This window comes from Pseudomonas sp. KH_046_1 (genome assembly GCF_057839025.1).
Genome location: NZ_CM174481.1, coordinates 3,676,361 through 3,699,075 on the forward strand (window position 1 = coordinate 3,676,361; position 22,715 = coordinate 3,699,075).

Sequence of the window (22,715 nt, forward strand, 5' to 3'; positions counted from 1 at the left end):
GTCCACTTGCGGTTTCAGCTCGACGAATTCGATCTCGTTGACCACCACGCCTTCGCTATCGAGCGTGGTCTTCAACTGCCGCAGCGCCTGGCTGCCCGGCGCCAGCGGGTAAGCGATGCCACCCGCCATGGCCAGGTGCAGACGCAGGCCGACCGAACTGAAACCCGCGCGCGCCGCCTCTCGTACCAGCGCATCGGGCGTCACTGCGCTTGCTCACTGATCTTTGTTATTGTTCGCCGCGGTGGGTAATGCCGTTGCAGTGAAGATACGATCAGGCGATCAATAGCGCTCATACACAGATCGCTCGAACGACGAGATCGAACGCCAGGGCCTGAACCTGTGCTCGATGCTGAACTTCACCAACGCCAACGAAGCGGTCGCCCTGGTCAAGCAAGGCATGGGGCTGACCATCATCGATGAATTCGTGGCCCAGGAATAATGAATGCCACACCACGAAGGCGGAGCAGCAGATTGAACATCGACACCCGAATCAAATTCCGTCATCTGGTGTGTTTTCTCGAGGTCGCGCGCCAGGGCAGCCTGGCACGTGCCTGCGACAAGTTGGCAATCAGCCAGCCGGCGCTTTCAAAAACCCTCAAGGAACTGGAATCCCTGCTGGCTGCCAGGCTGTTCGAGCGCAGCAAAAAGGGCTCGACACTGACCGAGGCCGGGGTGGCCTTTTTGCGTTATGCGGGGCCGAGCGTGCAATCGCTGCGTGAAGGGGTCAACAGTTTGCGCTCCGGTGTACATGAGCCGATTGCCGTACGGCTCGGCGTGCTCTCCACCGTTGAAAGCCTGTTGGTGCCTGAGGTTGTCTGCCGTTTACACGACCGGCATCCCGCCTTGGCGGTCAGTGTCGTGACCGGGCCGAGCGCCTACCTGTTGTCCCGACTGCGTGTCGGCGAGCTGGACCTGGTGGTTGGCAGAATGACCGATAGCCCATCGATTCACGGGTTGACGTTCGAGCACCTTTACAGCGAGTCCATGACCCTGGTGGTACGTAAAGACCATCCAGTGCTGAGTGATCCACCGGGGCATAAAAACCTCGAAGACTACCCGGTGGTATTGCCGCTGGCGGGGACGACGATCCGCAAATTCGCCGACAGCCTGTTTGTGCAGCACGGGATCACCCCCTCACGCCAACGCCTGGAAACCCTGTCGATTGCCCTGAGCCGGCGCTACCTACAAAGCAGCCAGGCAATCTGGGTCGCGCCGTTTGACGCGGTCAGACAGGACTTGAAGCTAGGTGAGTTGGTGGAACTGGGGATGCGTGAAGCCGGTGGTTCCGTGGGGCTCTGCACAAATCCTGTGTTGCCGGTGACACACGCGGCCCAGTGGTGCGTGGAGGCACTGCGCGAGGTCGGGCAAGAATATCGCGAAGAGAAATATCCATAACCATTTGGACATGCAACAAGTCGGTTTTTTCAATTTTGGGTTGGGTCGCACAAGAGGAAACTGGGTTACGCGTCGCTGCCAACGCAGTGCTTGCCTCTGACCAACCATAACAACAGGAAAAACGACATGTCTGATGCGCATGAAAGCCGCTTCGCCATTCGTGACCGTAATTGGCATCCCAAAGCCCTGACACCTGACTACAAGACTTCAATCCTGCGTTCCCCCCGCCAGGCATTGGTGAGCATTCCCCAGTCTGTCTCGGAAACCAGCGGCCCGGACTTTTCCCATCTGAAGATGGGCCAGCACGATAACGACCTGCTGCTGAATTTCAATCACGGCGGCTTGCCCATCGGCGAACGCATCATCGTCGCGGGTCGGGTTTGTGATCAGTACGGCAAGCCGATCCCACACACTTTGGTGGAAATGTGGCAAGCCAATGCCGGTGGCCGTTACCGGCATAAAAAAGACAGTTACCTGGCGCCTCTTGATCCGAATTTCGGTGGCGTCGGCCGTGCATTGACTGACCGCGATGGCAACTACAGCTTCCGTACGGTCAAGCCCGGTCCCTACCCATGGCGCAACGGTCCCAACGACTGGCGACCTGCGCATATCCATGTCTCCATCAGTGGCCCGTCCATTTCCACGCGCTTGATTACCCAGCTGTATTTCGAAGGCGATCCGTTGATCCCCATGTGCCCGATCGTCAAGTCGATCGCCAATCCGCAAGCGGTACAGAGCTTGATCGCCAGGCTCGATATGAGCATGGCCAATCCTATGGATTGCCTGGCTTATCGCTTTGATATCGTCCTGCGCGGCCAGCGCAAGACCCACTTCGAAAACTGCTGAGGAGGCCTGCACATGCCCGTTCAACTTCTGCCTGAAACCCCGTCGCAAACAGCCGGTCCCTATGTCCATATCGGACTGGCACTGGAAGCGGCCGGCAACCCGCCGCGCGAACAGGAAATCTGGAACGTCATGGCAAAACCTGGCGCGCCAGGTGAGCACATTCTATTGATGGGTCACGTTTATGACGGTACCGGCCACTTGATTCGTGACGCGTTTCTGGAGCTCTGGCAGGCCAATCACGAAGGCCTCTACGACAGCGGTTTCGATCTGGAAAAACCCTTCAACTGTTTTGGTCGTACCGCCACCACAGATGCCGGCGAATGGACGATCGAAACCGTCAAGCCTGGCCTGGTGAAAAATGCCTCGGGTGTGCCCATGGCAGCGCATATCAATGTGTCGCTGTTCGCCCGGGGCATCAACATTCACTTGCAGACGCGACTGTATTTCGACGACGAATCCGAGGCGAATGCAGTGGACCCCGTATTGAATCTGATCGAACAGCCACATCGGCGTGAATCCCTGATTGCCAGGCGCTGCACGGTTGACGGGAAGCTGGCCTACCGCTTCGACATTCACCTTCAAGGCGAAGCGGAAACGGTGTTCTTCGACTTCTGACGATGACAGCCTCCCTCTGCGGGGAGGTTGCTTGAGAGACAGGAACGTTATCTTCCGTTGGGCGACACTTATTCCGTTCTGGTCCGGGAATGCCTGTAAAGGAAAGCAGCCTTCCCCCCACAAAATCCTCAAATAAACAGACGATGTGCCGCGTCGATCACAAAGGTAGCGCCCATGCGCCTGATGGCAACGGTCACTTGAGCCCTGCACCCAAGGTGCAATACAGGCGATGGTCTGCGGCTGGGTGAAAGCGTCGGCATCCTCAGCAAAGAACACACTTTCATACGGCCAGTAGTCAGTGCGCCGACGCATTTCACAATCTTCTCGTAATAAAAACGGGCGCCTTATCGGGCCCGTTTTTTGTTTCGACAAACTTTGTTTCACATTTAAAACAAATTCGTTATTTCCACACGCTCAGCGTTACTTAAAAAAGCACTGCCTGCTCGAAAATCATCGAGCCTCGCACAATCGATGTGCAATTTCGTGCCATATAAGAAACTACGTTTCATATATGAAACGCCATCAAATCTTTGAATTCTTATTAACTCATTGTTTTTAAATGGTTTTCCAACATAAAAACGAATCAGCCAATCTCTGGCATTGTTCATGCACTAAACACCGTATCACCTATAAAACAGACCAGAGACCCTTCCCAATGGCTGTGAAAGAGATGTACGCCGTCACCCCTCAATGGAACAACTCCGCTCCCAAGGAAGACCTGGAGCCCACCGAAATTGAATTTCGCAATGTCGGTAAATGTTTCCCGGCCAAGGGCAAGCCCGAAGCGCCGTTCGCCATTCGCGGGGTCAACTTCAAGATTCGCCGTGGTGAAGTGGTGTCGATCATCGGCCCTTCCGGTTGCGGCAAGAGCACCATCCTCAATATGGGTTCCGGCCTCTATCGTCCGACCGAAGGCGAAGTGTTCGTCGGTGGTGAAGCGGTCACCGGCCCGGTCCGTCAGGTCGCGTTCATGCTGCAAAAAGACCTGTTGATGCCGTGGCGCAGTATTCGCCGCAACGTTGAACTGGGCCTGGAAATACAAGGTGTGGCGGCCGCCAAACGTCAGGCCGTGGCCAAAGATCTGCTCGATCGTTGCCACCTGCAAGGCTTTGCCGACCATTACCCGTTCCAGCTGTCGGGTGGCATGCGCCAGCGTGCTGCCCTGGCCCGCACCTTGGCAATCGACCCGCAAGTGCTGTTCCTCGACGAGCCATTCTCGGCGCTGGATGCGCAGACCAAGATGATCCTGCAACAGGACATGGCGCGGATGCTGTTTGATGAAAAGAAAACCGCACTGTTCATTACCCATGACCTGATCGAAGGCATCGCCATGTCGGATCGGCTGCTGGTCATGAGCGCCCGCCCCGGCACCATCATCGAAGAAATCAACATTGATCTGCCGTTCCGCGACAACCCGCTGGAGCGCCGCAAGCTGCCGGAGATCGGCCCGCTGGTCGGTCGCCTGATGGAGTTGCTGCAAGTCAGTGAAGACACCGAACTGCATTGATCCACGCCCGTGTGGCCATCAACCGATTGAGGAGTACGCATGTTCAAGTCTCTGTTTCAACGCTTCAGCCAGGTTACCGGCATCGCGCTCGGCCTGGGCATCGCTTTCGCCGCTCAGGCGCAGTCGACCGACGTGACTTACCTGTTGCCGGCGCCACCGAACTCGCCGGCGTTCGCCCCATGGATCATCGCGCAGCAGAAGGGCTACTACGCCGCCCGGAACCTGAACATGACTTTCATTGCTGCCAAGGGCGGCGTGGACGTGGCGAAACAGATCGGCGCCGGTAACGCCATGCTCGGCGGCGCCATCGGCGATACCCCGATCGTGGTGCGGGCCAACGGGATTCCAGTGCGCGCCGTCGCGGTGCTCGGTGCTGGCGGCGTGACCATGATTGCCACCAATGCCGCGGAAAACATCAATTCCATCACCGACCTCAAGGGCAAGACCATGACGGTGATGTCCTACTCGGACACCACCTACTACGCCCTGCTCGCCTCGCTGCGCAAAGCCGGCCTGAGCAAGACCGATGTGAACATCCAGGCGGCCGGTCCATCGGGCGTGTGGCAGTTGTTCTCGGCCGAAAAATCCCAGGCGATGGCGGGCGTGCCGGACTGGGTGGTCAACGCCGAGGAAGCCGGGGTGAAGATCAAACTGATCCCGCAGGCACAGATTTTCGAAAGCATGGCCCAGGCGATTCTCGCGTCCGACGACGCCATCGAGCATCACCCGCAGATTGTCCGTGATGTGGTCCAGGCCACCCTGCAAGGCATGAACGACATCATTCAAGACCCCAAAGCCGCAGCGGCCACATTCGCCAAGGCGGTCCCGGCTTATGCCGGCAAGGAAGCGTCGCTGGAGAAGGTCTTCAAGCTCTATGTCGAGCACGTCTACGCCAATCAGTTAGTACCGGGGCGCATCGATCCGGCGCGACTTGAAACGGTCCGCCAGTTCTATGTCAGCGAAGGCATCGTCACCCAGGAGCCAAAGCTCGACGACCTGTACACCAACCAGTTCATCGACACCCAAACAGCCGCGCAATGACGGCCAGTGACAACAAGGTACCGACACGATGAAAAACCTTAATAACTCCATGCTCGGCAGCGTTGCCCTGCTGATCCTGTTCCTGGTGCTCTGGCAATGGGGCCCGGGATTGCTCGGCATGCCCGAATTCGTGATGCCGCAGCTGAGCCGCGTGGCCCAGGAAAGCCTGGTGATGTGGCACACCGGCGGCCTGTTGCAACACACCCTGATCACCGCCTTCGAAATCATTGTCGGCTTTGGCCTGGGTGCCCTGCTCGGCGTGGTGATCGGTGTGTCGCTGGGCCTTTCGCCCGCCGCTGAGGCCATGTTGTCGCCGTACATCCTCGCCCTGCAGATCGCCCCGAAAGTCGCCTTCGCCCCGCTGTTCGTCATGTGGCTGGGCTACACCATTTACCCGAAGATCCTGATCGCCATCCTGATCGTGTTCTTCCCGGTGATGATCAACGTACTGTCGGCAATCCGCACCGTGGACCCGGACATGATCAACCTCGTGCGGACCATGAACGCCAGTCGCTGGCAGATCTTTCGCCTGGTGGAGTTTCCCTCGGCCATGGCCGCGCTGTTCTCCGGCCTGCGCATTGCTTCGACCCTGGCCGTCATCGGTGTCACCGTCGGTGAACTGGTGGGCGGCAATCAGGGCCTGGGCTTCCTGCTGGTCGATGCCGAAGGTCAGGGCAATACCGCAGGCGTGTTCGTGGCCATTGTCATGCTCACGCTGATCGGTGTACTCGCTTACGGCGCAGTGGTCTGGACCGAAAAACGTGTCCTGCACTACATGCCCAAAGCCATGCTGAGCACCCAATGATGACGACCTTCAATCGCTTGCTCGAAGGCCGTCGCGTGCTGGTCACCGGTGGCGCCCGCGGGTTGGGTTACGCCTTTGCCCAGGCCATCGGCCGGGCCGGTGCCCACGTGGTCATCGCCGACATTCTCGCCGAACGTGTGCAGCAATCGGCCGCCGAACTGGTCGCTGAAGGCCTGACCGTGCACGGCGTGACGGTCGACCTGGCGCAACCGGATTCGATCGACGCCTGCATCGCCGAAACCACCCGTTTGCTCGGTGGGCTCGACGGTCTGGTGAACAACGCTTCGATCACCAATTCCGGCGGCAAGACTTGCGAAGAGCTGAGCCTGGACACCTGGGATCAGGTCATGCAAGTCAATGTGCGCGGCACCTGGTTGATGACCAAGGCCTGTCTGCCTGCCCTGCGCGCCAGCGGTCATGGCGCCATTGTCAACCTGGCCTCCGACACCCCGCTGTGGGGTGCGCCGAACCTGCTGGCGTATGTCGCGAGCAAGGGCGCAATCATCGCCATGACCCGCAGCCTGGCCCGCGAACTGGGGACCGACAACATCACGGTCAACGCCATCGCGCCCGGCCTGGTGCTGGTCGAAGCCACGGCTTATGTGCCTGAAGCCCGCCACCGTTTGTACAACGACCAACGGGCCATTCAACGCCCACAACTTCCCGAAGACGTCAGCGGCGCCGTGTTGTTCGCGCTGTCCGACCTCGCCCGCTTCATCACTGGACAAACCTTGCCGGTCAACGGCGGGTTCGTCATGCCTTGATAATGGAGACTGTCATGACCGACCTTTCTGCAAACTTGAATACACAGCACGACACCCCGAAAAGCTGGGAACAGCCCGCCGGCAGCGATCTCGAAAGCTGGATGAAAACCCGTATCGCGCGCTACGAAACCCGCAAGTACGACTGGAGCGCCTTGAAATTCCAGGCCGACTACGACCCGAAATTCCGCCGCGCGCAAATGCGCTACATCGGCACCGGTGGCACCGGCGTGACCTCGGACATGAACACTATCCCGTCGGAGAACTTCACGTTCTCGACCATGGTGATTCCGGCCGGTCACGAAGGCCCGCCGCACCTGCACACCGACGTTGAAGAAGTGTTCTTCGTGCTGCGCGGCAAACTCAAGGTGATCATCGAAAAGGACGGCGAGCGTTTCGAAACCATCCTCACCGACCGCGACGTCATTTCCGTGCCGCCCGGCGTGTACCGCGAAGAGATCAACATCGGCGATGAAGACGCGCTGATGTGCGTGATGCTCGGTGCGAAAAAACCGCTGACCCCGACCTACCCGCCAGAACACCCCCTGGCCTCGATCAAGCGCGGATAAGCCCATGTCACACGCCATCGATAATCTCGCCCCGCGGCTCACCGCCGGTCTCCAGGCTCAATTGGCCCGGGACTTTCCCCAGCGCACGCTGGAGATCGCGGGCGCACGCCAGGCCTTTCGCGAATGCGGAAGCGGTCCTGCCATTGTGTTGTTGCACGGGATTGGCTCGGGCTCGGCGTCGTGGTTAGAGGTGGCGCAGGAGCTTGGCCGCAGCGCCCGGGTGATTGCCTGGGACGCGCCCGGATACGGCGACTCCACGCCGCTCAGAGCCTTGGCCCCCGATGCTTCGGATTATGCCGAACGGCTGCTGCAGATGCTCGACGCGCTAGGCATCCAGCGCTGCGTGCTGGTGGGGCATTCACTCGGGGCAATTACCGCCATCGCTTTCGCCAGTGGCGTGCACCAACAGCGCATCAGCCGCCTGGTGTTGATCAGCCCGGCGCAGGGCTATGGCCATCCATCACGCGCCTTGCAGCGCCAGGAAGTGCGCAATAAACGCCTGCGCGCCCTGGAACAGTTGGGCATTCAACACATGGCCGAGCAGCGCAGTGCCTACATGCTCTCCCCCGCTGCCAGCCCTCAGGCACAGGCCTGGGTGCAGTGGAACATGGCGCGGCTCAAGCCAGAGGGTTATCGCCAGGCCATAGAACTGCTGTGCGGCGAGGATCTGCTGCGCCATGCACCGCTTTCAATGCCTTGCGAAGTGCATTGCGGCGAAGCCGACGGCATCACGGCTCCCGAAAGCTGCCAGACCCTGGCCAAGGCCCTGGGCGGTACTTTCGACCTTATCAAAGATGCCGGGCACGCCAGCCCCATCGAACAACCTTGTGTAGTGGCAGGCCGCCTGGCCTTCGCTATCGAAGAATCCCTGACAGGTGCATCGCTATGAACGATTCAGATCTGCTGAAGGACGCTCAGGACAAATACATCGTGCCAGGTCTGGAACGCGGCCTGCTGCTGCTGTGCGAATTCAGCCGGCGCAATCGCACGCTGACCGCGCCGGAACTGGCCCGACGCCTGTCGCTGCCGCGCTCGACAATCTTTCGTCTGCTGACGACGCTGGAAACCATGGGCTTCGTGACCCGCAGCGGCAATGAATACCGCCTCGGCATGTCGGTGCTGCGCCTGGGCTTCGAGTACCTCGCCTCACTGGAACTGACCGAGCTCGGTCAGCCGCTGCTGGCCCGCTTGTGCGACCGCCTCAACTACCCGAGCAATCTGGTGGTGCGCGACGGCCGCTCGATCGTCTACGTGGCCAAGGTCTCGCCGCCGTCGGTGTTCTCCACCGCGGTGAATGTCGGCACCCGCCTGCCCGCCCACGCCACCGTTCTTGGCCGCATCCTGCTCGAAGACCTGTCGCTGGCCGAATTGCGCGAGCTGTACCCGGAAGATCATCTGGAACAGTTCTCGCCCTGCACGCCGAAAACCGTGATGGAGTTGTTTGACATGGTTCAAGCCGACCGTCAGCGCGGATTTATCAGCGGTGAAGGCTTCTTCGAGTCGGCGATCTCGACCGTCGCCGCCCCGGTGCGCGATCAATCCGGGCAGATCGTCGCGGCGCTGGGCGTGACGATTCCGACCACTCAGATCGTTCACGTCAACTTCAACGAATTGCTCCTGCAAGTACGTCGCAGCGCTGACGAACTGTCGCGGTTGCTCGATTACAACACTGCGACTGGCCACGACGGCCACAACCGCGTAACGGCTCTGATGAGGGATTGAGATGAGTCTCTATCAACTGCAAGACAGCACCGCGATTGTCACCGGTGGTTCTTCGGGAATTGGCCTGGCCTGTGTCGAGCTGTTGCTCGAAGCCGGTGCAGCCGTGGCCTTCTGCGGGCGCGACGAAGATCGCCTGCGCGGCGCCGAAGACAAATTACGTCAGCGCTTTCCCGAGGCGCGATTGCTGGCCCAGGTCTGCAACGTCCTTGACGCCGACTCGGTCAACGCCTTTGCCGCCGCCAGCCTTGCTGCATTGGGGCCGGCCAGCGTGCTGATCAACAACGCCGGACAAGGTCGCGTGTCGACCTTCGCCGAGACCACGGACAGCGCCTGGACCGAAGAACTGAACCTGAAATTTTTCTCGGTCATCAACCCGGTCCGCGCCTTCAAGGCACAGCTGCAAGGTGAAGCGAACGCGGCCATCGTCTGTGTCAATTCGCTGCTGGCCAGCCAGCCGGAACCGCACATGGTCGCCACCTCGGCCGCGCGCGCAGGGGTGATGAACCTGGTGCGCTCGATGGCCACCGAATTTGCCGTCGAAGGCATTCGGGTCAACGGCATCCTCATTGGCCTGGTCGAGTCCGGGCAATGGCGCCGACGTTTCGAAGCCCGCGAAGAGCGGGATCTGGACTGGGCCCAATGGACCGCTCAGCTGGCACAACGCAAACACATTCCCTTGGGACGCCTGGGCCTGCCGATTGAAGCGGCCCGCGCAATCCTGTTTCTGGCCTCGCCTCTGTCGGCTTACACCACAGGCAGCCATATCGATGTTTCTGGAGGCCTGTCCCGCCATGCGTAATGAAAATACTGTCACCGTTGGCGCTGCCATCACCGCGTTTCTCGAGCAATGCGACGTCAAGGCCGCGTTCGGTGTGATCTCGATCCACAACATGCCGATCCTCGATGCGTTCGCCGTGCGCGGCAACATCCGTTTCGTCATGGCCCGCGGTGAAGCCGGCGCCACTAACATGGCCGACGCCTACGCCCGTACCACCGGTGGCCTGGGTGTTTGCCTGACGTCCACCGGCACCGCGGCCGGTAACGCCGCCGGGGCGATGGTCGAAGCGCTGACCGCCGGCACACCGCTGCTGCACATCACCGGGCAAATCGAAACGCCGTATCTGGATCAGGAATTCGCTTACATCCACGAAGCCCGCGACCAGCTGACCATGCTCAAGGCTGTGTCGAAGGCGGCGTTCCGCGTGCGCAGCGTCGAAACCGCACTCAGCACCATGAAGCTGGCCGTGCAGACCGCGTTGACCGCCCCCACCGGGCCAGTCAGCGTTGAAATCCCGATCGACATCCAGTCGACATTCATCCCGATGCCGAGCGACCTGTCGCCGCTGCCGGTTCCCGTTGCCGTGCCCGCACCTGAAGCGCTGGACCTGGTGGCCGAGCGCCTGGCCGCGGCCACCCGTCCCCTGTTGTGGCTCGGCGGCGGCGCGCGGCATGCCGGCCCGCAAGTCAAGCGCCTGCTGGACATGGGCGTCGGCGTGATCACCTCGACACAAGGTCGCGGTGTGGTCAACGAAGACGACGAGCGCTGCCTCGGTGCGTTCTCGCAAAACAAACTGGTCGAGCAATTCCTGCAGAGTTGCGACGCCCTGCTGATCGCAGGCTCCCGACTGCGCAGCAACGAGACGTTCAAATACGCGCTGAAGTTGCCACGCAACACCCTGCGCATCGACGCCAACCCGGCCATCGAAGGTCGCAGCTACAACAGCGAATTGTTCATCTGCGGTGATTCGGCACTGGCGCTGGAAGGCCTGGCGGATCGCCTGGAAGGTCGCCTGCAAATCGACCCGACGTTCCTCGCCGAGCTCAAGCACGTGCGTGAAAAGTCCCGCACGCAACTGATCGCCGACCTCGGCCCGTACTCGGCCATGGTCGAACAGCTGCAAGCGCTCACCGGGCGCAACTTCTCGTGGGTGCGCGACGTCACGCTTTCCAACAGCATCTGGGGCAACCGCCTGCTGACGCTGTTCCACCCGCGTGCCGGTGTGCATGCATTGGGCGGCGGCATTGGCCAGGGATTGTCGATGGGTATTGGCGCGGCGGTTGCGGCAGCGGAAACGGCACCTGAGCGCAAGGTCTTCGCCCTGGCCGGCGACGGCGGTTTCATTCTCAACCTCGGCGAGCTGGCAACGCTGGTGCAAGAGAACGCCAACGTGGTGATTCTGCTGATGAACGATCAGCGCTACGGCGTCATCCGCAACATTCAGGACGCGGTGTACGGCAGTCGCCATTGCTACGTCGACCTGCACACACCGGACTATTCCAAGCTGGCCGAGTCGCTGAACCTGCGCCATGGCCTGGTCACCGACCTGAAGGATTTCGGCAAGGTCGTCGACGGTGCACTCGCGCAGCCGGGACCGTTCCTGCTGGAAGTCGACATGCTCAGTGTCGGCAGCTTCGCCACCCAGTTCGCCGGTCCGCCCAACAGCGAAACCAAAGCGCAAAAAGCCACGGCCTGAGGACTTCGCCATGTTGCATATCACCATGATCGGCTGCGGCGCCATTGGCGTCGGCGTGCTGGAACTGCTGGAGAAAGACCCGCAGTTGTGCGTCGACTACGTCATCGCCTCGGCCGGTTCCGAAGAGCTTGTACGTCAAAGGCTGACCAGTTTCAAGCAACCACCGCAAGTGCTGACGGCGCTACCGGCCGACGCGCGCCCCGACCTGTTGGTCGAGTGCGCCGGTCACAAAGCCATCGAAGAACATGTGTTGCCGGCGTTGGAGCGTGGCATTGCCTGCCTGATCGTCTCGGTCGGCGCGCTGTCCGAAGTCGGCCTGGTAGAGCGTCTGGAAGCGGCAGCCGAACGCGGTCAGACCCGCATCGAATTGCTGCCCGGCGCCATCGGCGGTATCGACGCCTTGTCGGCGGCCAAGGTCGGGGGCCTGGACGCGGTGAACTACACCGGACGCAAACCGGCGCGCGCCTGGAAAAACACCCCGGCTGAACAGGCCTTTGACTTGGACAACCTTACCGAAGCCACGGTGATTTTTCAGGGCAGCGCCCGCGAAGCGGCGCACCTCTACCCGAAAAACGCCAACGTCGCCGCGACCTTGTCGCTGGCCGGTCTCGGCCTGGATCGCACCCATGTGACCCTGATCGCCGACCCACTGAGCGAGGAGAACGTCCACCACTTCGAAGCCCGCGGCGCCTTTGGCGGGTTCGAACTGAGCCTGCGTGGTAAACCGCTGCTGGCCAACCCGAAGACCTCGGCGTTGACCGTTTACAGCGTCGTCCGCGCCTTGGGCAACCACGCCCACGCGATTTCGATTTAGGGGACTGCGATGACTCTCGAACAGACTTTACCGATCTGCATTGCTGGCCAATGGCGGCTGGGGCGTGGTGAACGCTACGCCACGTGCTACCCCGCCACCGGCGAAGCCGTTGCCTGGCTCAACGCCGCCAGTGTCGAAGACGTTGAAGAGGCCGTGCAAGGCGCCCACCAGGCGTTTCTGCACAGCGGCTGGGCGCAGCGCAAACCTCATGAACGCGCCTGCGTGCTGTACCGCATTGCCGAGCTGATCCGTGAGCGCAGCGAAGAACTGGCGCAATTGCAGCGCCAGGACAATGGCAAGCCGATCAACGAAACCCGCGCCCTGGTGGCCAGCGCGGCCGGCACCTTCCAGTTCTTCGCCGCGGCCTGTGAAACCCTCGAAGAAACCATCACGCCGTCCCGTGGTGATTTCGTCAGCATGAGCGTTTACGAGCCGATGGGTGTGATCGCCGCGATTACACCGTGGAACTCACCGATTGCCAGCGAAGCGCAGAAAGTCGCCCCGGCCCTGGCTGCCGGCAATGCGGTGGTCATCAAACCTGCGGAAATCACTCCGCTGATGGCCTTGCAACTGGCGCGCATCTGCGAAGACGCCGGGTTGCCAAAAGGCCTGCTCAGCGTGCTGCCGGGCAAGGGCTCGCTGCTCGGCGATGCGCTGACCCGTCACCCGCTGGTCAAGCGCGTGTCGTTCACCGGCGGTACCAAAACCGGCAAGCACATTGCCCACATCGCCGCCGACAAGATGATGCCGGTGTCACTGGAACTGGGCGGCAAATCGCCGACCATCATCCTCGATGACGCCGACCTCGACCATGCGGTGGCCGGTGTGTTGTACGGCATCTTCAGCTCTTCGGGCGAAGCCTGCATCGCCGGTTCGCGGTTGTTCGTCGCCCGCGCACTGTATGAGCCGTTCATGGCGCGCCTGGTGGCAGCGGCAGCCGAGTTGCGTGTCGGTGATCCGGCGGATGAGCGTACGCAAATGGGCCCGCTGATCAGCGCCGGTCACCGCGAGTCGGTGGAACGCTATGTGGCGCTGGGGCTGGCCGAAGGCGGACGTCTGCTGCTCGGTGGCAAGCGCCCGAGCGGCGGCGTTTACGACCAGGGTTATTACTACCCGCCGACCATCCTCGAAGGTTTGAACAACAGCCAGCAGGTGTGCCAGGAAGAAATCTTCGGCCCGGTGCTGGTGGCCATGCCATTCGACGACGAAGCGCAATTGCTGGAGCAGGCCAACGACAGCCTGTACGCCCTCGCCGCCGGCATCTGGACCGGCGACTACAAGCGCGCCTGGGCCCTGGGTCGAAAAATCCAGGCCGGTACGGTGTGGATCAACACCTACAAGCAGTTCTCGATTTCCACCCCGTTCGGTGGCTGGCGCGACAGTGGCCTGGGCCGTGAAAAAGGGCGCCTGGGCATCCTGCAGTACATGGAACAGAAAAGCCTTTATTGGGGCATGAATGAACAGCCACTGGCCTGGGCCGGTGTGCAACGAGAGGTAGGGTTATGAGCGTTTTAGGCATTGATGAAGTCACCTACGGTGTCGAGGACCTGGACACCAGCGCACGGTTTTTCAGTGACTGGGGCCTGAGCAAAGTCAGCGAACAACCTGACGAGGTGATCTTTGAAACCCTCAACGGCTGCCGCGTGGTGCTCGCCGACATCAATAAGGCTGGCCTGCCGCCGGCCATCGAGCCCGGTTCAACCGTGCGCGAAGTGGTCTGGGGCGTCGAAAGCGACGCCGACCTGAAGCTTTACAGCGAACGAATCGCCAACGATCCGGGCTTCCTCGAAGCGAACGGCCGTATTGGTTGCACCGACCCCAATGGCCTGGCGATCCGTCTGCAGGTGACCCGCAAGCGTGAACTGAACATTGAGTGCAGCGGCCATAACACCTGGCAAACCAAGGGCCGGATCAACAAGGCTGCGCCGGTCTACGAACGCGCAACACCCATCGAGGTCGGGCATGTGGTGTTTTTCGTCAAGGACGTCAACGCCTGCGAAGCCTTCTATCACGAGCGCTTCGGCTTCCAGGCCTCAGACCGCTATCCGGATCGCGGCGCGTTCCTGCGCACCGCTGAAGAAGGCGGTCACCACGATCTGTTCATGCTGCAACTGCCCGCCCCTCGCGCCGGCCTGAACCACGTCGCCTTCACCGTGCGCGATGTGCACGAAGTGTTCGGCGGCGGCATGCACATTTCCCGCAGCGGCTGGGCCACTGAAATCGGCCCGGGGCGGCACCCGGTGTCTTCGGCCTTCTTCTGGTACTTCAAGAACCCGGCCGGCGCGCTGGTCGAGTACTACGCCGACGAAGACCAACTGACCGGCGAATGGGAACCACGCGACTTCGAACCCGGCCCGACAGTCTTCGCCGAATGGGCGATTGCCGGCGGCATCGATGGCAATACCCGGCGCCAGCAAAACGTCGAGGCGCCGCAAGGCAAGTTCCTGACTGACAAACCGAAACCCTGAGCAGGCCACGAGCATGAGCGAATCATTGCTGGTGACCGTGCTGCTCAAGCACGACCAATCGAAAAACCTGGAAGACATTCAGCGGCACATGAAACAGCAGGACTGGTGGGAGCGCTTTCCCCCGCAAGGCGTCGAGGTGATGTCCTGGACCGTGGCCATGGGCCTGGGCCAGATCGTCACCCTGCGTTTGCCGCCGAGCCTGCTGCCGACCCTCAACGTCGAGCTCGAACGCTCGGCCTGGGGCGTGTTCAGCACCGAAGTTTTCCCGACGTATGACTTTATCCCCGTGCGCGAAACGATCCGCGAACGGGTACGCAACGGAGGTCAATGAAATGAGCAATACCGAACCCTACCTGCAGCCCAATCAGGCCCGCAAGCGCCCCAACACCCAGTTCGAAGAGTTGCTGGGCGACTCCATCGAACGCGCCTTCGGCAACGGGGTGACCGAGTTGCCCGACCTGCTCGCGCACCTGAACCTGGCGGGTCCGCCCTGCCCCCTGACCACCGGCGAGTGGACACCGGACGCCTATAAAACCCTGATGGCTCGGCTGGGCGAATGACCCGCCGGAGGTAAATAAGAAATGAACATGAACACAACCGTTGATCCTGTAGAAAACCTCCTGGCAAATGGCTTGAAGAACCTCTGGTTCCCGGTCCTGCCGAGCGACCAACTGGGCGAGAAGCCGGTGTCGATCCGTCGACTGGGCTACAAGATTGCCTTGTGGCGTGACAATGACGGCAGTGTGCATGCCCTCGAAGACCATTGCCCTCATCGCGGCGCACCGTTGTCCCAGGGCCCGGTATTGGGTGATCGTCTGCAATGCCCTTATCACGGCGTCGAAGTGCGCTGCGACGGTACCGTCACCAAGGTTCCCGGCAGCCCCGGTTGCAAACTCGAAGGCAGTCGCCCGACCCGGATGTTCCACACCCGTGAAGCCGCCGGCGCGATCTTTCTCTACAACGCCGCCGAACCTCATGTCGAAAATCCACCGGAACTGGTGCTGCCCGAGCAGCTGACTTCCCCGGAGTGGAGCAGCTTCGTCTGCTACGCCGAGTGGAAAGGCGACTACCGCTACGTCATCGACAACGTCATGGACCCGATGCACGGCACCTACCTGCACAAGATGTCGCACTCCATGAGCGAAGGCGAAGCCACCGCCAAGTTCGTCACCCGCGACACCGACAAAGGTTTCTTCTTCGAGAAGGAAGGCCAGCGCGGGGTGAACTTCGACTGGACCGAATTCATGGACGACAGCTGCCACTGGCTACGCCTGGAAATCCCGTATCCGAAAACCGGTGGCCCGGGCGGCAACTTCACCATCATCGGCAGCTACACGCCGAGCAGCCCGTCCTTGTCGGCGGTGTTCCACTGGCGTTGCCGCCCGCTGACCGGCTGGCAACGCGACACTTGGCGTTTCCTCTACAAGAATCGTCTGGAAGCACGCCACTGGGCGGTGCTGGAACAGGATCGGACGTTGCTCGAATTCATGGAACCAGACGCCAACCAGCGGGAAAACCTCTACCAGCATGACCTCGGTGTGGTGCGCCTGCGTCGCTACCTGAAAAACGCGGCCAAGGCCCAACTCGAGCTGATCGACGCGAAGCAATTGTCATGAACGCAGCGGTGCAACGTGTTCAGGCCGACTCGCTGAACGAGTCGGCCAGCAGCACCTGGTCGAATGCCTTGCTGATCGGCCACGAGGTGGTGATGTCCGGCATGACCGGTCATCCCGCCACTCGCCTTGCCGCTGAATCCGGCGCGCCGCTCGATACCTATGCCCAGACCCTGGTGGTGCTGGGCAAGGTTCGGGCGCTGGTCGAAGCGGCCGGTGGGCATGTTGGCAATATCTACCGGCTCACGGTGTATGTCACCGCCATCGCCGACAAGGACGAAGTGGGTCGCGCGCGTCGCGACTTCTTCGCCGGTCAGGCGCTGTTCCCGACCTCCACGCTGGTCGAAGTGAGCGCGCTGGTGTTTCCCGAACTGCGGGTGGAGATCGAGGCCGGCGCGCGTCTCGATCTCGATTTGCGAACTGTCGAAAAGAGGTGACCGATGTCCATTTCCTCCCCCCTCACCGCGCTTGTGCATACCCTGCGCTACGAAGCCGAAGGCATCATCAGTGTCGAGTTGCGGCCCTACGGCGACACGGTATTCGCCCCGTTCGAAGCCGGTTCGCACATTGATCTGCATCTGCCCAACGGGCTGGTGCGCAGCTACTCGCTACTCAACTCGCCGAGCGATCGAGGCCGCTATGTGGTCGGCATCCTGCGTGATCGCAACAGCCGTGGTGGTTCGGAATATGTGCATGGGCAACTGCGGGTCGGCATGCAACTGCCGATTTCGGCACCGCGCAATAACTTCCAGCTCGACCTGAGCGCCAGGCACAGCGTGCTGGTAGCCGGCGGTATCGGTATCACGCCGATCTACTGCATGTTCCGCCAATTGCTGGCACTGGGAAAATCCGCCGAACTGATCTACTGCGCCCGTTCGCGGCAGGAAGCGGCACTGGTGGAAGAACTCAGCGGCCTGAGCGCCAAGGTGGTTTACCACTTCAATGACGAAAAAGGCATGCCGCCGGACCTGAGCGCCTACCTGGCAGGCCAGCCCGACGACACGCATTTTTATTGCTGCGGTCCGACACCGATGCTCGATGCCTTTGAAAGCACCTGCGAAGGCCTGGGTTATCCCCATGCGCATATCGAGCGTTTCGCCGCGGCTGAACTGCCGCCGTCCGAAGACGCGCAGAGCAGTTACAGCGTCGAGCTGAAAAAGTCCGGCAAGACACTGTCGATCGAACCGGGCCTGAGTTTGCTCGATGTGTTGCTAGAGGCCGGTTGTGACATCGAGTACAGCTGTCGCGAAGGCGTTTGTGGTTCCTGCGAAACGCGGGTGCTGGAGGGTGATGTCGACCACCGTGACGGCGTGCTGACCAAAGCCGAGCGTGCCGCGAATAAATCAATGATGGTGTGTGTATCCGGCTGCAAGAGCCGGCGACTGGTGCTCGACCTGTAACACCTCTATTTCACCCGTTAAACAGGCCGACTTTATGTCGGCCTTTTTTATGCGCATGAAGTTACATCGCACAGTTAACGTGCACTTTGGTTACCCCCGCGACCTCACGTTTCACGGGCAATACAAGGAAATGCGTTTCCTATATAAACAATTGTTTTTACTAGGTTTATTCCTGACTGAAAGTGCAGCCAGCAGTTGGCATAGTTTCTGCTCTATATCTATCAGATTCATATGTCATACGCCGTATTACCTATGAAACAGTAAAAATAAAAACCCACGCCACATAGCAACATTCGAACGTTTCCAGCCATTGCCACTTTAAAGGCAAGCGGAGAAGTGTTGCCGGTCACTTTGTAGCGCTCAACATTGCAGGGGAAGTCAGCATGAAGAATTACGTTATAGGTCTGGGACTGTTGATGAGCAGCTGCCTCAGCTTCGCAGGCGAACCCGGTCCTGCTGCGCCAGAGTCATCGGCCACCGCGAAAAAGCCGTTTCCGCATATCGCCTGGCGTAGCGAGGACGGCCAAAGCAGCCTGGACATCGGCGGCGCCTTGCGCACCAACTATCGCGATGAGCATTGGGATACCACCGAAAACAATGGCCGGTTTCTGTTCGACACCTTCCGTATCGATGTGCAAGCGACTTACAAGAACCTCTACAGTGATGTCGGCTACTGGTTCCAGGACGACGGTAAACGTTCCATCGATCGCGGCTTCGTTGGCTATCGCCTGAACAGCAATTCCAATCTGCAAGTGGGGGCGCCGTTCAAACCGTTCGGGCTGGAACCCTACCCGCAATTCGGCTGGAGCTATCACCTGCCCTTCTTCATGGGTTACGGCGTCAGCGCCGGCACCGGTTTGAAGTACAGCTACAAGGACAAGGACTGGGACCTGCAGCTGGGGTACTTCCCGCGCATGTTGCCTTCCGACATCCGCTACTCGCCGGAGGTCGGCCGTTACGCCGATCTCAAGGACAATGCGATTCCCTTTATCCAGTCGCGCCAGGATAACGAGAAGCACAACCAGCTCAACGCACGCGTCGCGCGGACCTTTGTCAACGATGGCTGGAAAACCGAAGTCGGCGCATCGCTGGCCACTGCCCAGCTCTATAACGCCACCACCAAGGATGACGGCGACTATTGGGCCGGCGGCATCCACGCCATCATCAACGCCGGTCAGTGGACCGTCAGCACCCAAGGCATTCGCTACGAATACGACCCGAAAAACCCGACCGGCGTCAGCGACGATTCAATACTCATGGGCGGCAACGGGCTGACGCCCGCTTACCTGATTGCCGCCAAAGCCACCATTGCTTCGCTGAACGTCAGCTACGACATCCCCACGCCGAAACTGGGGCAGTTGAAGAAAATCAAACTGTACAACGACTACAGCCGCATGATGAAAGACAAGAGCGGTTGGGACGACTCGCAGATGTACACTGTCGGTGCACAGTTCCTCGCGATGCCGATCATGGCGTGGGTCGACCTGACCTGGGCGAAAAACGCCAACCCCTATGGCGGTGCAGAAAATGGCACCGGGTTTACCAATACCAGTTCAACAGGCAGTAATCAGTGGTACTACCGAACAAACATCAATATCGGGTACTACTTTTGATTCACGGGTATTTGCCACTGAAGGGAGTCGATTGCTGCCCTTCCCGACCGGCAGCCATCGGCCCACCGAAGGTCTGCCGGTCAAATGGCCCATGGGGGCGCGGGGATAAACTTTGACTCGATCCATTGTTTGAACGCGACGACCACGGCACCCGGAAATTTGGCCGATGGCCTGACCAGGTAGACCCCACCGGCGGTGTCCAATTGCCAGTCAGGAAGGACATGCAACAGCCTCCCGGCAGCAATATCACGACTCATCAACCAGTCACCTGCCCCCAGTATTCCGGCATCGGCGCGGGCCGCTGCCAGTAATGATTCGCTGTCATTGGCCGTCAGGTTTCCTTTGGGAGAAACCGTCTGCAGCTCATTTCCGCAATGGAGTCTCCACTGGGGAAAAGACGCAAGGCCACTGAAGCGAAGGCAATTGTGCCGGATCAGGTCCTGTGGTGTTTCGGGCATGCCGTGCTGTCTGATGTATGCAGGTGAGGCACACAGTATCCGGCGATGGTCACTCAGTTTTTTGGCGATCAACCGGTTGTCTTCCAGTTCTCCGATTCGGATCGCCGCGTCAAAACCTTCATCGATGATGTCGACCAGACGCTCGCTGTAGTCTGCGAGGATCGAGACATGCGGATGAGCCTTGAGAAACTCCGGCAGCATCGGGCCAAGCCAACGCCTGCCCATGGCTGCCGGCAATGCAAGGCGCAAAGTACCGCGGATTTCGCTGGCGCCCTCGGACGCTTGCTGCTGCGCTTCATTTATCAATTCGATGGCCGAGCGAAGGCGCTGCTCCAGCCTGGCACCTGTTTCAGTAATTCGAACCTGCCGGGTTGAGCGCTCCACGAGCCGAACGCCAAGGCGCTTTTCCATTGCGGCGAGTCGTTTCGAGACGACTGTAGGGTGTCGCTGCAATAGCCGGCCAGCCCCGACAAATGAGCCTTGCGAGGCAACGGCCAGAAACGCAGCGATTTCGTCACTGTACTGATTGTTCAGAACATCAAGATTCATGGTTTTAGAATGATCGCCCCCGATGAACGCCCCGACTCCAGATCCGCATGCGCCAATGCTGCGTCAGCCAGAGAGTAGCTTGCCCGAACCCGAGGTTTGATAATTCCCGCACCTATGGCGGCCAACACATCCTGCGCTCGTTCCTGGTACTCGGAGGCACTCGCCGTATGGGCTGCCAACGAAGGACGTGTGAGGAACAGCGAGCCTTTGGCATTGAGTGTCGACAGCTCCACGGCTGACGGCGCACCTGATGAAGCGCCAAACGATACCATCAGACCTCGTGGTCGCAAGCTATCCAGGGATGCCTGGAAAGAAACACGCCCTATCGGGTCATAGACGACGTCGACCATTTTACCCTCGGTGATTCGAGCGACTTGGGAAGCCAGGCTGTCAGCATCGAACACCAGGACTTCATCGCATCCCGACGCCAGAGCTTTCTCGACACTGGCCTGCTTTGAAACCACGCCGATCACCGTGGCACCCAAATGCTTGGCCCACGGCACCATGATTTCCCCCAACCCTCCAGCCACACCGTAAAGGAGAATGGTTGTGCCGGGCCCTACCGGATAGGTGGCTTTCAAAAGGTACTGTGCAGTGATGCCCTTGAACATGACGGCTGCGGCATCGTCAAATGACAGCGAATCCGGAATTTTGACCACCCGCTCTGCCGGATAAAGCCGGGCCGAAGCATAGGAACCGATAGGGCCGGTGGCATAGGCCACGCGATCCCCTACTCGCACGTTGCTGACACCCGCCCCCACAGCTGCGACACGCCCGGCGCCTTCCAGCCCAAGTCCGGATGGCAACGCAACGGGCACCGCTCCCTTGCGCTGGTTAACGTCGAGAAAGTTGACACCTACCGCCTCTTGCTCAAGCCAGACCTCGCCTTGGCCTGGCGCTTGTTCGCTCATTGTCTCCAGGTTCAGTACTTCAGGGCTGCCGAGCTGGTTGAACCGGATCGCAGATACCATGGTCATTTCTCCTTCAGTCACAAGCCGTTATCAAATGAGTGGCCCCAGTGTGAGAACTGATCTGCTGATGAACAAGACTGGTTGATTGCAGGACATTAATGCACTGAATGCAGCAATATAATTGCTGATAGCACGCATTGCTACGTGGAGCATGCTGGGTTCATGTGATTATGGAGAAAGCCAACGGTTGTCTCCGAGAGTCCGCTATGGGTAGTGGATTCTGGTAACCAGGTGCAGGTGGGTCGGACACTCGCGTAGCAGTCGCCAGTCCACTTCGGTGGTCACCTGCCTGCCACCGCATCGTTGAAACCGGGCCTGCTGCACTGGAGAGCTGTAGTTCGATTACTTGGCGTTATGCCGTGGGGGTCCTGACTTTTATCAACTAATCAGCAGCTATCGTTAACGCACGACTGGTTTTCGATTACTAAACCCCTTGTTGATTCAGCTCAACGATTTTCCGGCTCCCAGGCGTAGAAGTACTCTGATTCACCGCCTCCCTTTTCGCTGGAGATTTGCCATGCTGGCAGTCACGCTGATCAATGCACTGGTGGTCATCATCACCGTAGTGATCCACTATGAATGTCTGTTACGCCTGAATGATTGGCTACCCCGGCTCAAGCTGTGGAGCCGTTTCAGAATCGTAGTTGGAGTATTCGGCGCCCTCCTGGCCCACGCGATAGAGGTCTGGTGCTTTGCGCTGGTCTATTACCTGATGGTGCACTCCGACAGATGGGGCAGTCTGACGGGCAACTTCGACGGTACGCTGATGGACTGCGTTTACTTTTCCTTTACGACGTACACGACGATCGGCTTCGGCGATATTTCGCCTGTGGGCAACCTCAAATACTTGACCGGTCTACAAGCCCTTACCGGGCTGGTGCTCATCACATGGACCGCATCCTTCCTGTTTCTGGAAATGCAGAAGTACTGGAAGCGCAACTAATCCCTTTTCTCACTCGTATCAGCCTCAACTGTCGAACTGACGGTGTGCCATCAAGCCCGGTACAGATTCGATCTAGACCGCCAGAACGCAGCATGGCACCGACCTGCCAACCCAAGGAAAGACTTTTCCAGGTCTCTGCGAAGCGCTTTGG

General features: G+C 60.0%; 26 protein-coding genes and 1 pseudogene. 24 read left to right on the top strand and 3 right to left on the bottom strand.

Features of this window, described 5'->3' with window-relative positions; all coding sequences use genetic code 11:
- The first annotated feature begins 6 nt into the window (after positions 1 to 6).
- The 5 genes and pseudogenes from AC3IT9_RS16930 (at position 7) to pcaG (ending at position 2,856) form a co-directional block, all read left to right on the top strand.
- Positions 7 to 249 (top strand): hypothetical protein, encoded by a 243-nt coding sequence (locus AC3IT9_RS16930; RefSeq protein ID WP_150756343.1) that lies wholly within the window; start codon positions 7 to 9, stop codon positions 247 to 249.
- A 61-nt stretch (positions 250 to 310) separates the two neighbouring features.
- Positions 311 to 436, top strand: a pseudogene (locus tag AC3IT9_RS16935) (LysR family transcriptional regulator); the annotation flags it as partial.
- 35 nt (positions 437 to 471) lie between these two features.
- The gene (pcaQ, locus tag AC3IT9_RS16940) at positions 472 to 1,395 is read left to right on the top strand and encodes a pca operon transcription factor PcaQ (protein WP_423505111.1); all 924 of its coding nucleotides are present in this window, start codon (positions 472 to 474) and stop codon (positions 1,393 to 1,395) included.
- Positions 1,396 to 1,521: 126 nt separating this feature from the next.
- Entirely contained in the window at positions 1,522 to 2,241 is a 720-nt protein-coding gene (pcaH, locus tag AC3IT9_RS16945) for a protocatechuate 3,4-dioxygenase subunit beta (RefSeq protein WP_489270446.1), read from the top strand.
- 12 nt (positions 2,242 to 2,253) lie between these two features.
- The gene (pcaG, locus tag AC3IT9_RS16950; protein ID WP_150758761.1) at positions 2,254 to 2,856 is read left to right on the top strand and encodes a protocatechuate 3,4-dioxygenase subunit alpha; all 603 of its coding nucleotides are present in this window, start codon (positions 2,254 to 2,256) and stop codon (positions 2,854 to 2,856) included.
- A 386-nt stretch (positions 2,857 to 3,242) separates the two neighbouring features.
- Here pcaG and AC3IT9_RS16955 read toward each other — a convergent pair whose 3' ends face one another.
- Entirely contained in the window at positions 3,243 to 3,464 is a 222-nt protein-coding gene (locus AC3IT9_RS16955) for a hypothetical protein (RefSeq protein WP_150758760.1), read from the bottom strand.
- 62 nt (positions 3,465 to 3,526) lie between these two features.
- On the opposite strand from AC3IT9_RS16955, the gene AC3IT9_RS16960 reads away from it, so the two are divergent.
- The 18 genes from AC3IT9_RS16960 (at position 3,527) to AC3IT9_RS17045 (ending at position 19,643) form a co-directional block, all read left to right on the top strand.
- Entirely contained in the window at positions 3,527 to 4,363 is an 837-nt protein-coding gene (locus AC3IT9_RS16960) for an ABC transporter ATP-binding protein (protein ID WP_224789134.1), read from the top strand.
- Positions 4,364 to 4,402: 39 nt separating this feature from the next.
- Positions 4,403 to 5,404: an ABC transporter substrate-binding protein gene (locus AC3IT9_RS16965; protein ID WP_489270447.1), complete on the top strand. Its 1,002-nt coding sequence runs from the start codon at positions 4,403 to 4,405 to the stop codon at positions 5,402 to 5,404.
- A 28-nt stretch (positions 5,405 to 5,432) separates the two neighbouring features.
- Positions 5,433 to 6,209 carry an ABC transporter permease gene (locus tag AC3IT9_RS16970; RefSeq protein ID WP_150725552.1) on the top strand — a complete coding sequence of 259 codons (777 nt, stop codon included), beginning with the start codon at positions 5,433 to 5,435 and terminating at the stop codon, positions 6,207 to 6,209.
- Positions 6,206 to 6,973, top strand: coding sequence for an SDR family oxidoreductase (locus tag AC3IT9_RS16975; RefSeq protein WP_150725551.1), 768 nt, complete (start codon positions 6,206 to 6,208; stop codon positions 6,971 to 6,973). The genes AC3IT9_RS16970 and AC3IT9_RS16975 overlap by 4 nt, the downstream gene beginning before the upstream one ends.
- Positions 6,974 to 6,987: 14 nt before the next feature.
- Positions 6,988 to 7,539: a cupin domain-containing protein gene (locus AC3IT9_RS16980; RefSeq protein WP_150756349.1), complete on the top strand. Its 552-nt coding sequence runs from the start codon at positions 6,988 to 6,990 to the stop codon at positions 7,537 to 7,539.
- A gap of 4 nt (positions 7,540 to 7,543) precedes the next feature.
- A complete protein-coding gene (locus tag AC3IT9_RS16985) occupies positions 7,544 to 8,428 on the top strand; it encodes an alpha/beta fold hydrolase (RefSeq protein WP_150725549.1) in 885 nt (294 codons plus the stop codon).
- The gene (locus AC3IT9_RS16990; RefSeq protein WP_150725548.1) at positions 8,425 to 9,261 is read left to right on the top strand and encodes an IclR family transcriptional regulator; all 837 of its coding nucleotides are present in this window, start codon (positions 8,425 to 8,427) and stop codon (positions 9,259 to 9,261) included. The genes AC3IT9_RS16985 and AC3IT9_RS16990 overlap by 4 nt, the downstream gene beginning before the upstream one ends.
- A 1-nt stretch (position 9,262) precedes the next feature.
- Positions 9,263 to 10,060: an SDR family oxidoreductase gene (locus AC3IT9_RS16995; protein WP_458371204.1), complete on the top strand. Its 798-nt coding sequence runs from the start codon at positions 9,263 to 9,265 to the stop codon at positions 10,058 to 10,060.
- Positions 10,053 to 11,735, top strand: a complete 1,683-nt coding sequence (locus AC3IT9_RS17000; protein ID WP_489270448.1) for a thiamine pyrophosphate-binding protein — start codon at positions 10,053 to 10,055, stop codon at positions 11,733 to 11,735. Before AC3IT9_RS16995 ends, AC3IT9_RS17000 begins: the two co-directional genes overlap by 8 nt.
- A gap of 10 nt (positions 11,736 to 11,745) precedes the next feature.
- The gene (locus AC3IT9_RS17005) at positions 11,746 to 12,549 is read left to right on the top strand and encodes an aspartate dehydrogenase (protein ID WP_150725545.1); all 804 of its coding nucleotides are present in this window, start codon (positions 11,746 to 11,748) and stop codon (positions 12,547 to 12,549) included.
- Between the two features lie 9 nt (positions 12,550 to 12,558).
- Positions 12,559 to 14,055 (top strand): aldehyde dehydrogenase, encoded by a 1,497-nt coding sequence (locus tag AC3IT9_RS17010; protein ID WP_151214328.1) that lies wholly within the window; start codon positions 12,559 to 12,561, stop codon positions 14,053 to 14,055.
- Positions 14,052 to 15,017 carry a VOC family protein gene (locus tag AC3IT9_RS17015; protein ID WP_489270449.1) on the top strand — a complete coding sequence of 322 codons (966 nt, stop codon included), beginning with the start codon at positions 14,052 to 14,054 and terminating at the stop codon, positions 15,015 to 15,017. The genes AC3IT9_RS17010 and AC3IT9_RS17015 overlap by 4 nt, the downstream gene beginning before the upstream one ends.
- A 13-nt stretch (positions 15,018 to 15,030) precedes the next feature.
- Positions 15,031 to 15,348, top strand: coding sequence for a hypothetical protein (locus tag AC3IT9_RS17020; RefSeq protein WP_150725542.1), 318 nt, complete (start codon positions 15,031 to 15,033; stop codon positions 15,346 to 15,348).
- 1 nt (position 15,349) lies between these two features.
- Positions 15,350 to 15,577: a recombinase-like helix-turn-helix domain-containing protein gene (locus AC3IT9_RS17025; protein WP_150725541.1), complete on the top strand. Its 228-nt coding sequence runs from the start codon at positions 15,350 to 15,352 to the stop codon at positions 15,575 to 15,577.
- Between the two features lie 21 nt (positions 15,578 to 15,598).
- A complete protein-coding gene (locus tag AC3IT9_RS17030; RefSeq protein WP_489270450.1) occupies positions 15,599 to 16,633 on the top strand; it encodes a Rieske 2Fe-2S domain-containing protein in 1,035 nt (344 codons plus the stop codon).
- Entirely contained in the window at positions 16,630 to 17,067 is a 438-nt protein-coding gene (locus tag AC3IT9_RS17035; RefSeq protein WP_150758757.1) for a RidA family protein, read from the top strand. Before AC3IT9_RS17030 ends, AC3IT9_RS17035 begins: the two co-directional genes overlap by 4 nt.
- 3 nt (positions 17,068 to 17,070) lie before the next feature.
- Positions 17,071 to 18,030 (top strand): PDR/VanB family oxidoreductase, encoded by a 960-nt coding sequence (locus AC3IT9_RS17040; RefSeq protein WP_150725538.1) that lies wholly within the window; start codon positions 17,071 to 17,073, stop codon positions 18,028 to 18,030.
- A 383-nt stretch (positions 18,031 to 18,413) separates the two neighbouring features.
- Positions 18,414 to 19,643, top strand: coding sequence for a hypothetical protein (locus AC3IT9_RS17045; protein ID WP_150756357.1), 1,230 nt, complete (start codon positions 18,414 to 18,416; stop codon positions 19,641 to 19,643).
- 80 nt (positions 19,644 to 19,723) lie between these two features.
- On the opposite strand, the gene AC3IT9_RS17050 is transcribed toward AC3IT9_RS17045, so the two are convergent.
- Together AC3IT9_RS17050 and AC3IT9_RS17055 are read right to left on the bottom strand one after the other, a co-directional pair.
- Entirely contained in the window at positions 19,724 to 20,650 is a 927-nt protein-coding gene (locus AC3IT9_RS17050) for a LysR family transcriptional regulator (RefSeq protein WP_489270451.1), read from the bottom strand.
- Positions 20,647 to 21,621, bottom strand: coding sequence for a quinone oxidoreductase family protein (locus tag AC3IT9_RS17055; RefSeq protein WP_150725535.1), 975 nt, complete (start codon positions 21,619 to 21,621; stop codon positions 20,647 to 20,649). The genes AC3IT9_RS17050 and AC3IT9_RS17055 overlap by 4 nt, the downstream gene beginning before the upstream one ends.
- Positions 21,622 to 22,138: 517 nt before the next feature.
- Here AC3IT9_RS17055 and AC3IT9_RS17060 point away from each other — a divergent pair.
- Positions 22,139 to 22,564 (top strand): potassium channel family protein, encoded by a 426-nt coding sequence (locus tag AC3IT9_RS17060; RefSeq protein ID WP_150758754.1) that lies wholly within the window; start codon positions 22,139 to 22,141, stop codon positions 22,562 to 22,564.
- The last annotated feature ends 151 nt before the right edge of the window (positions 22,565 to 22,715 follow it).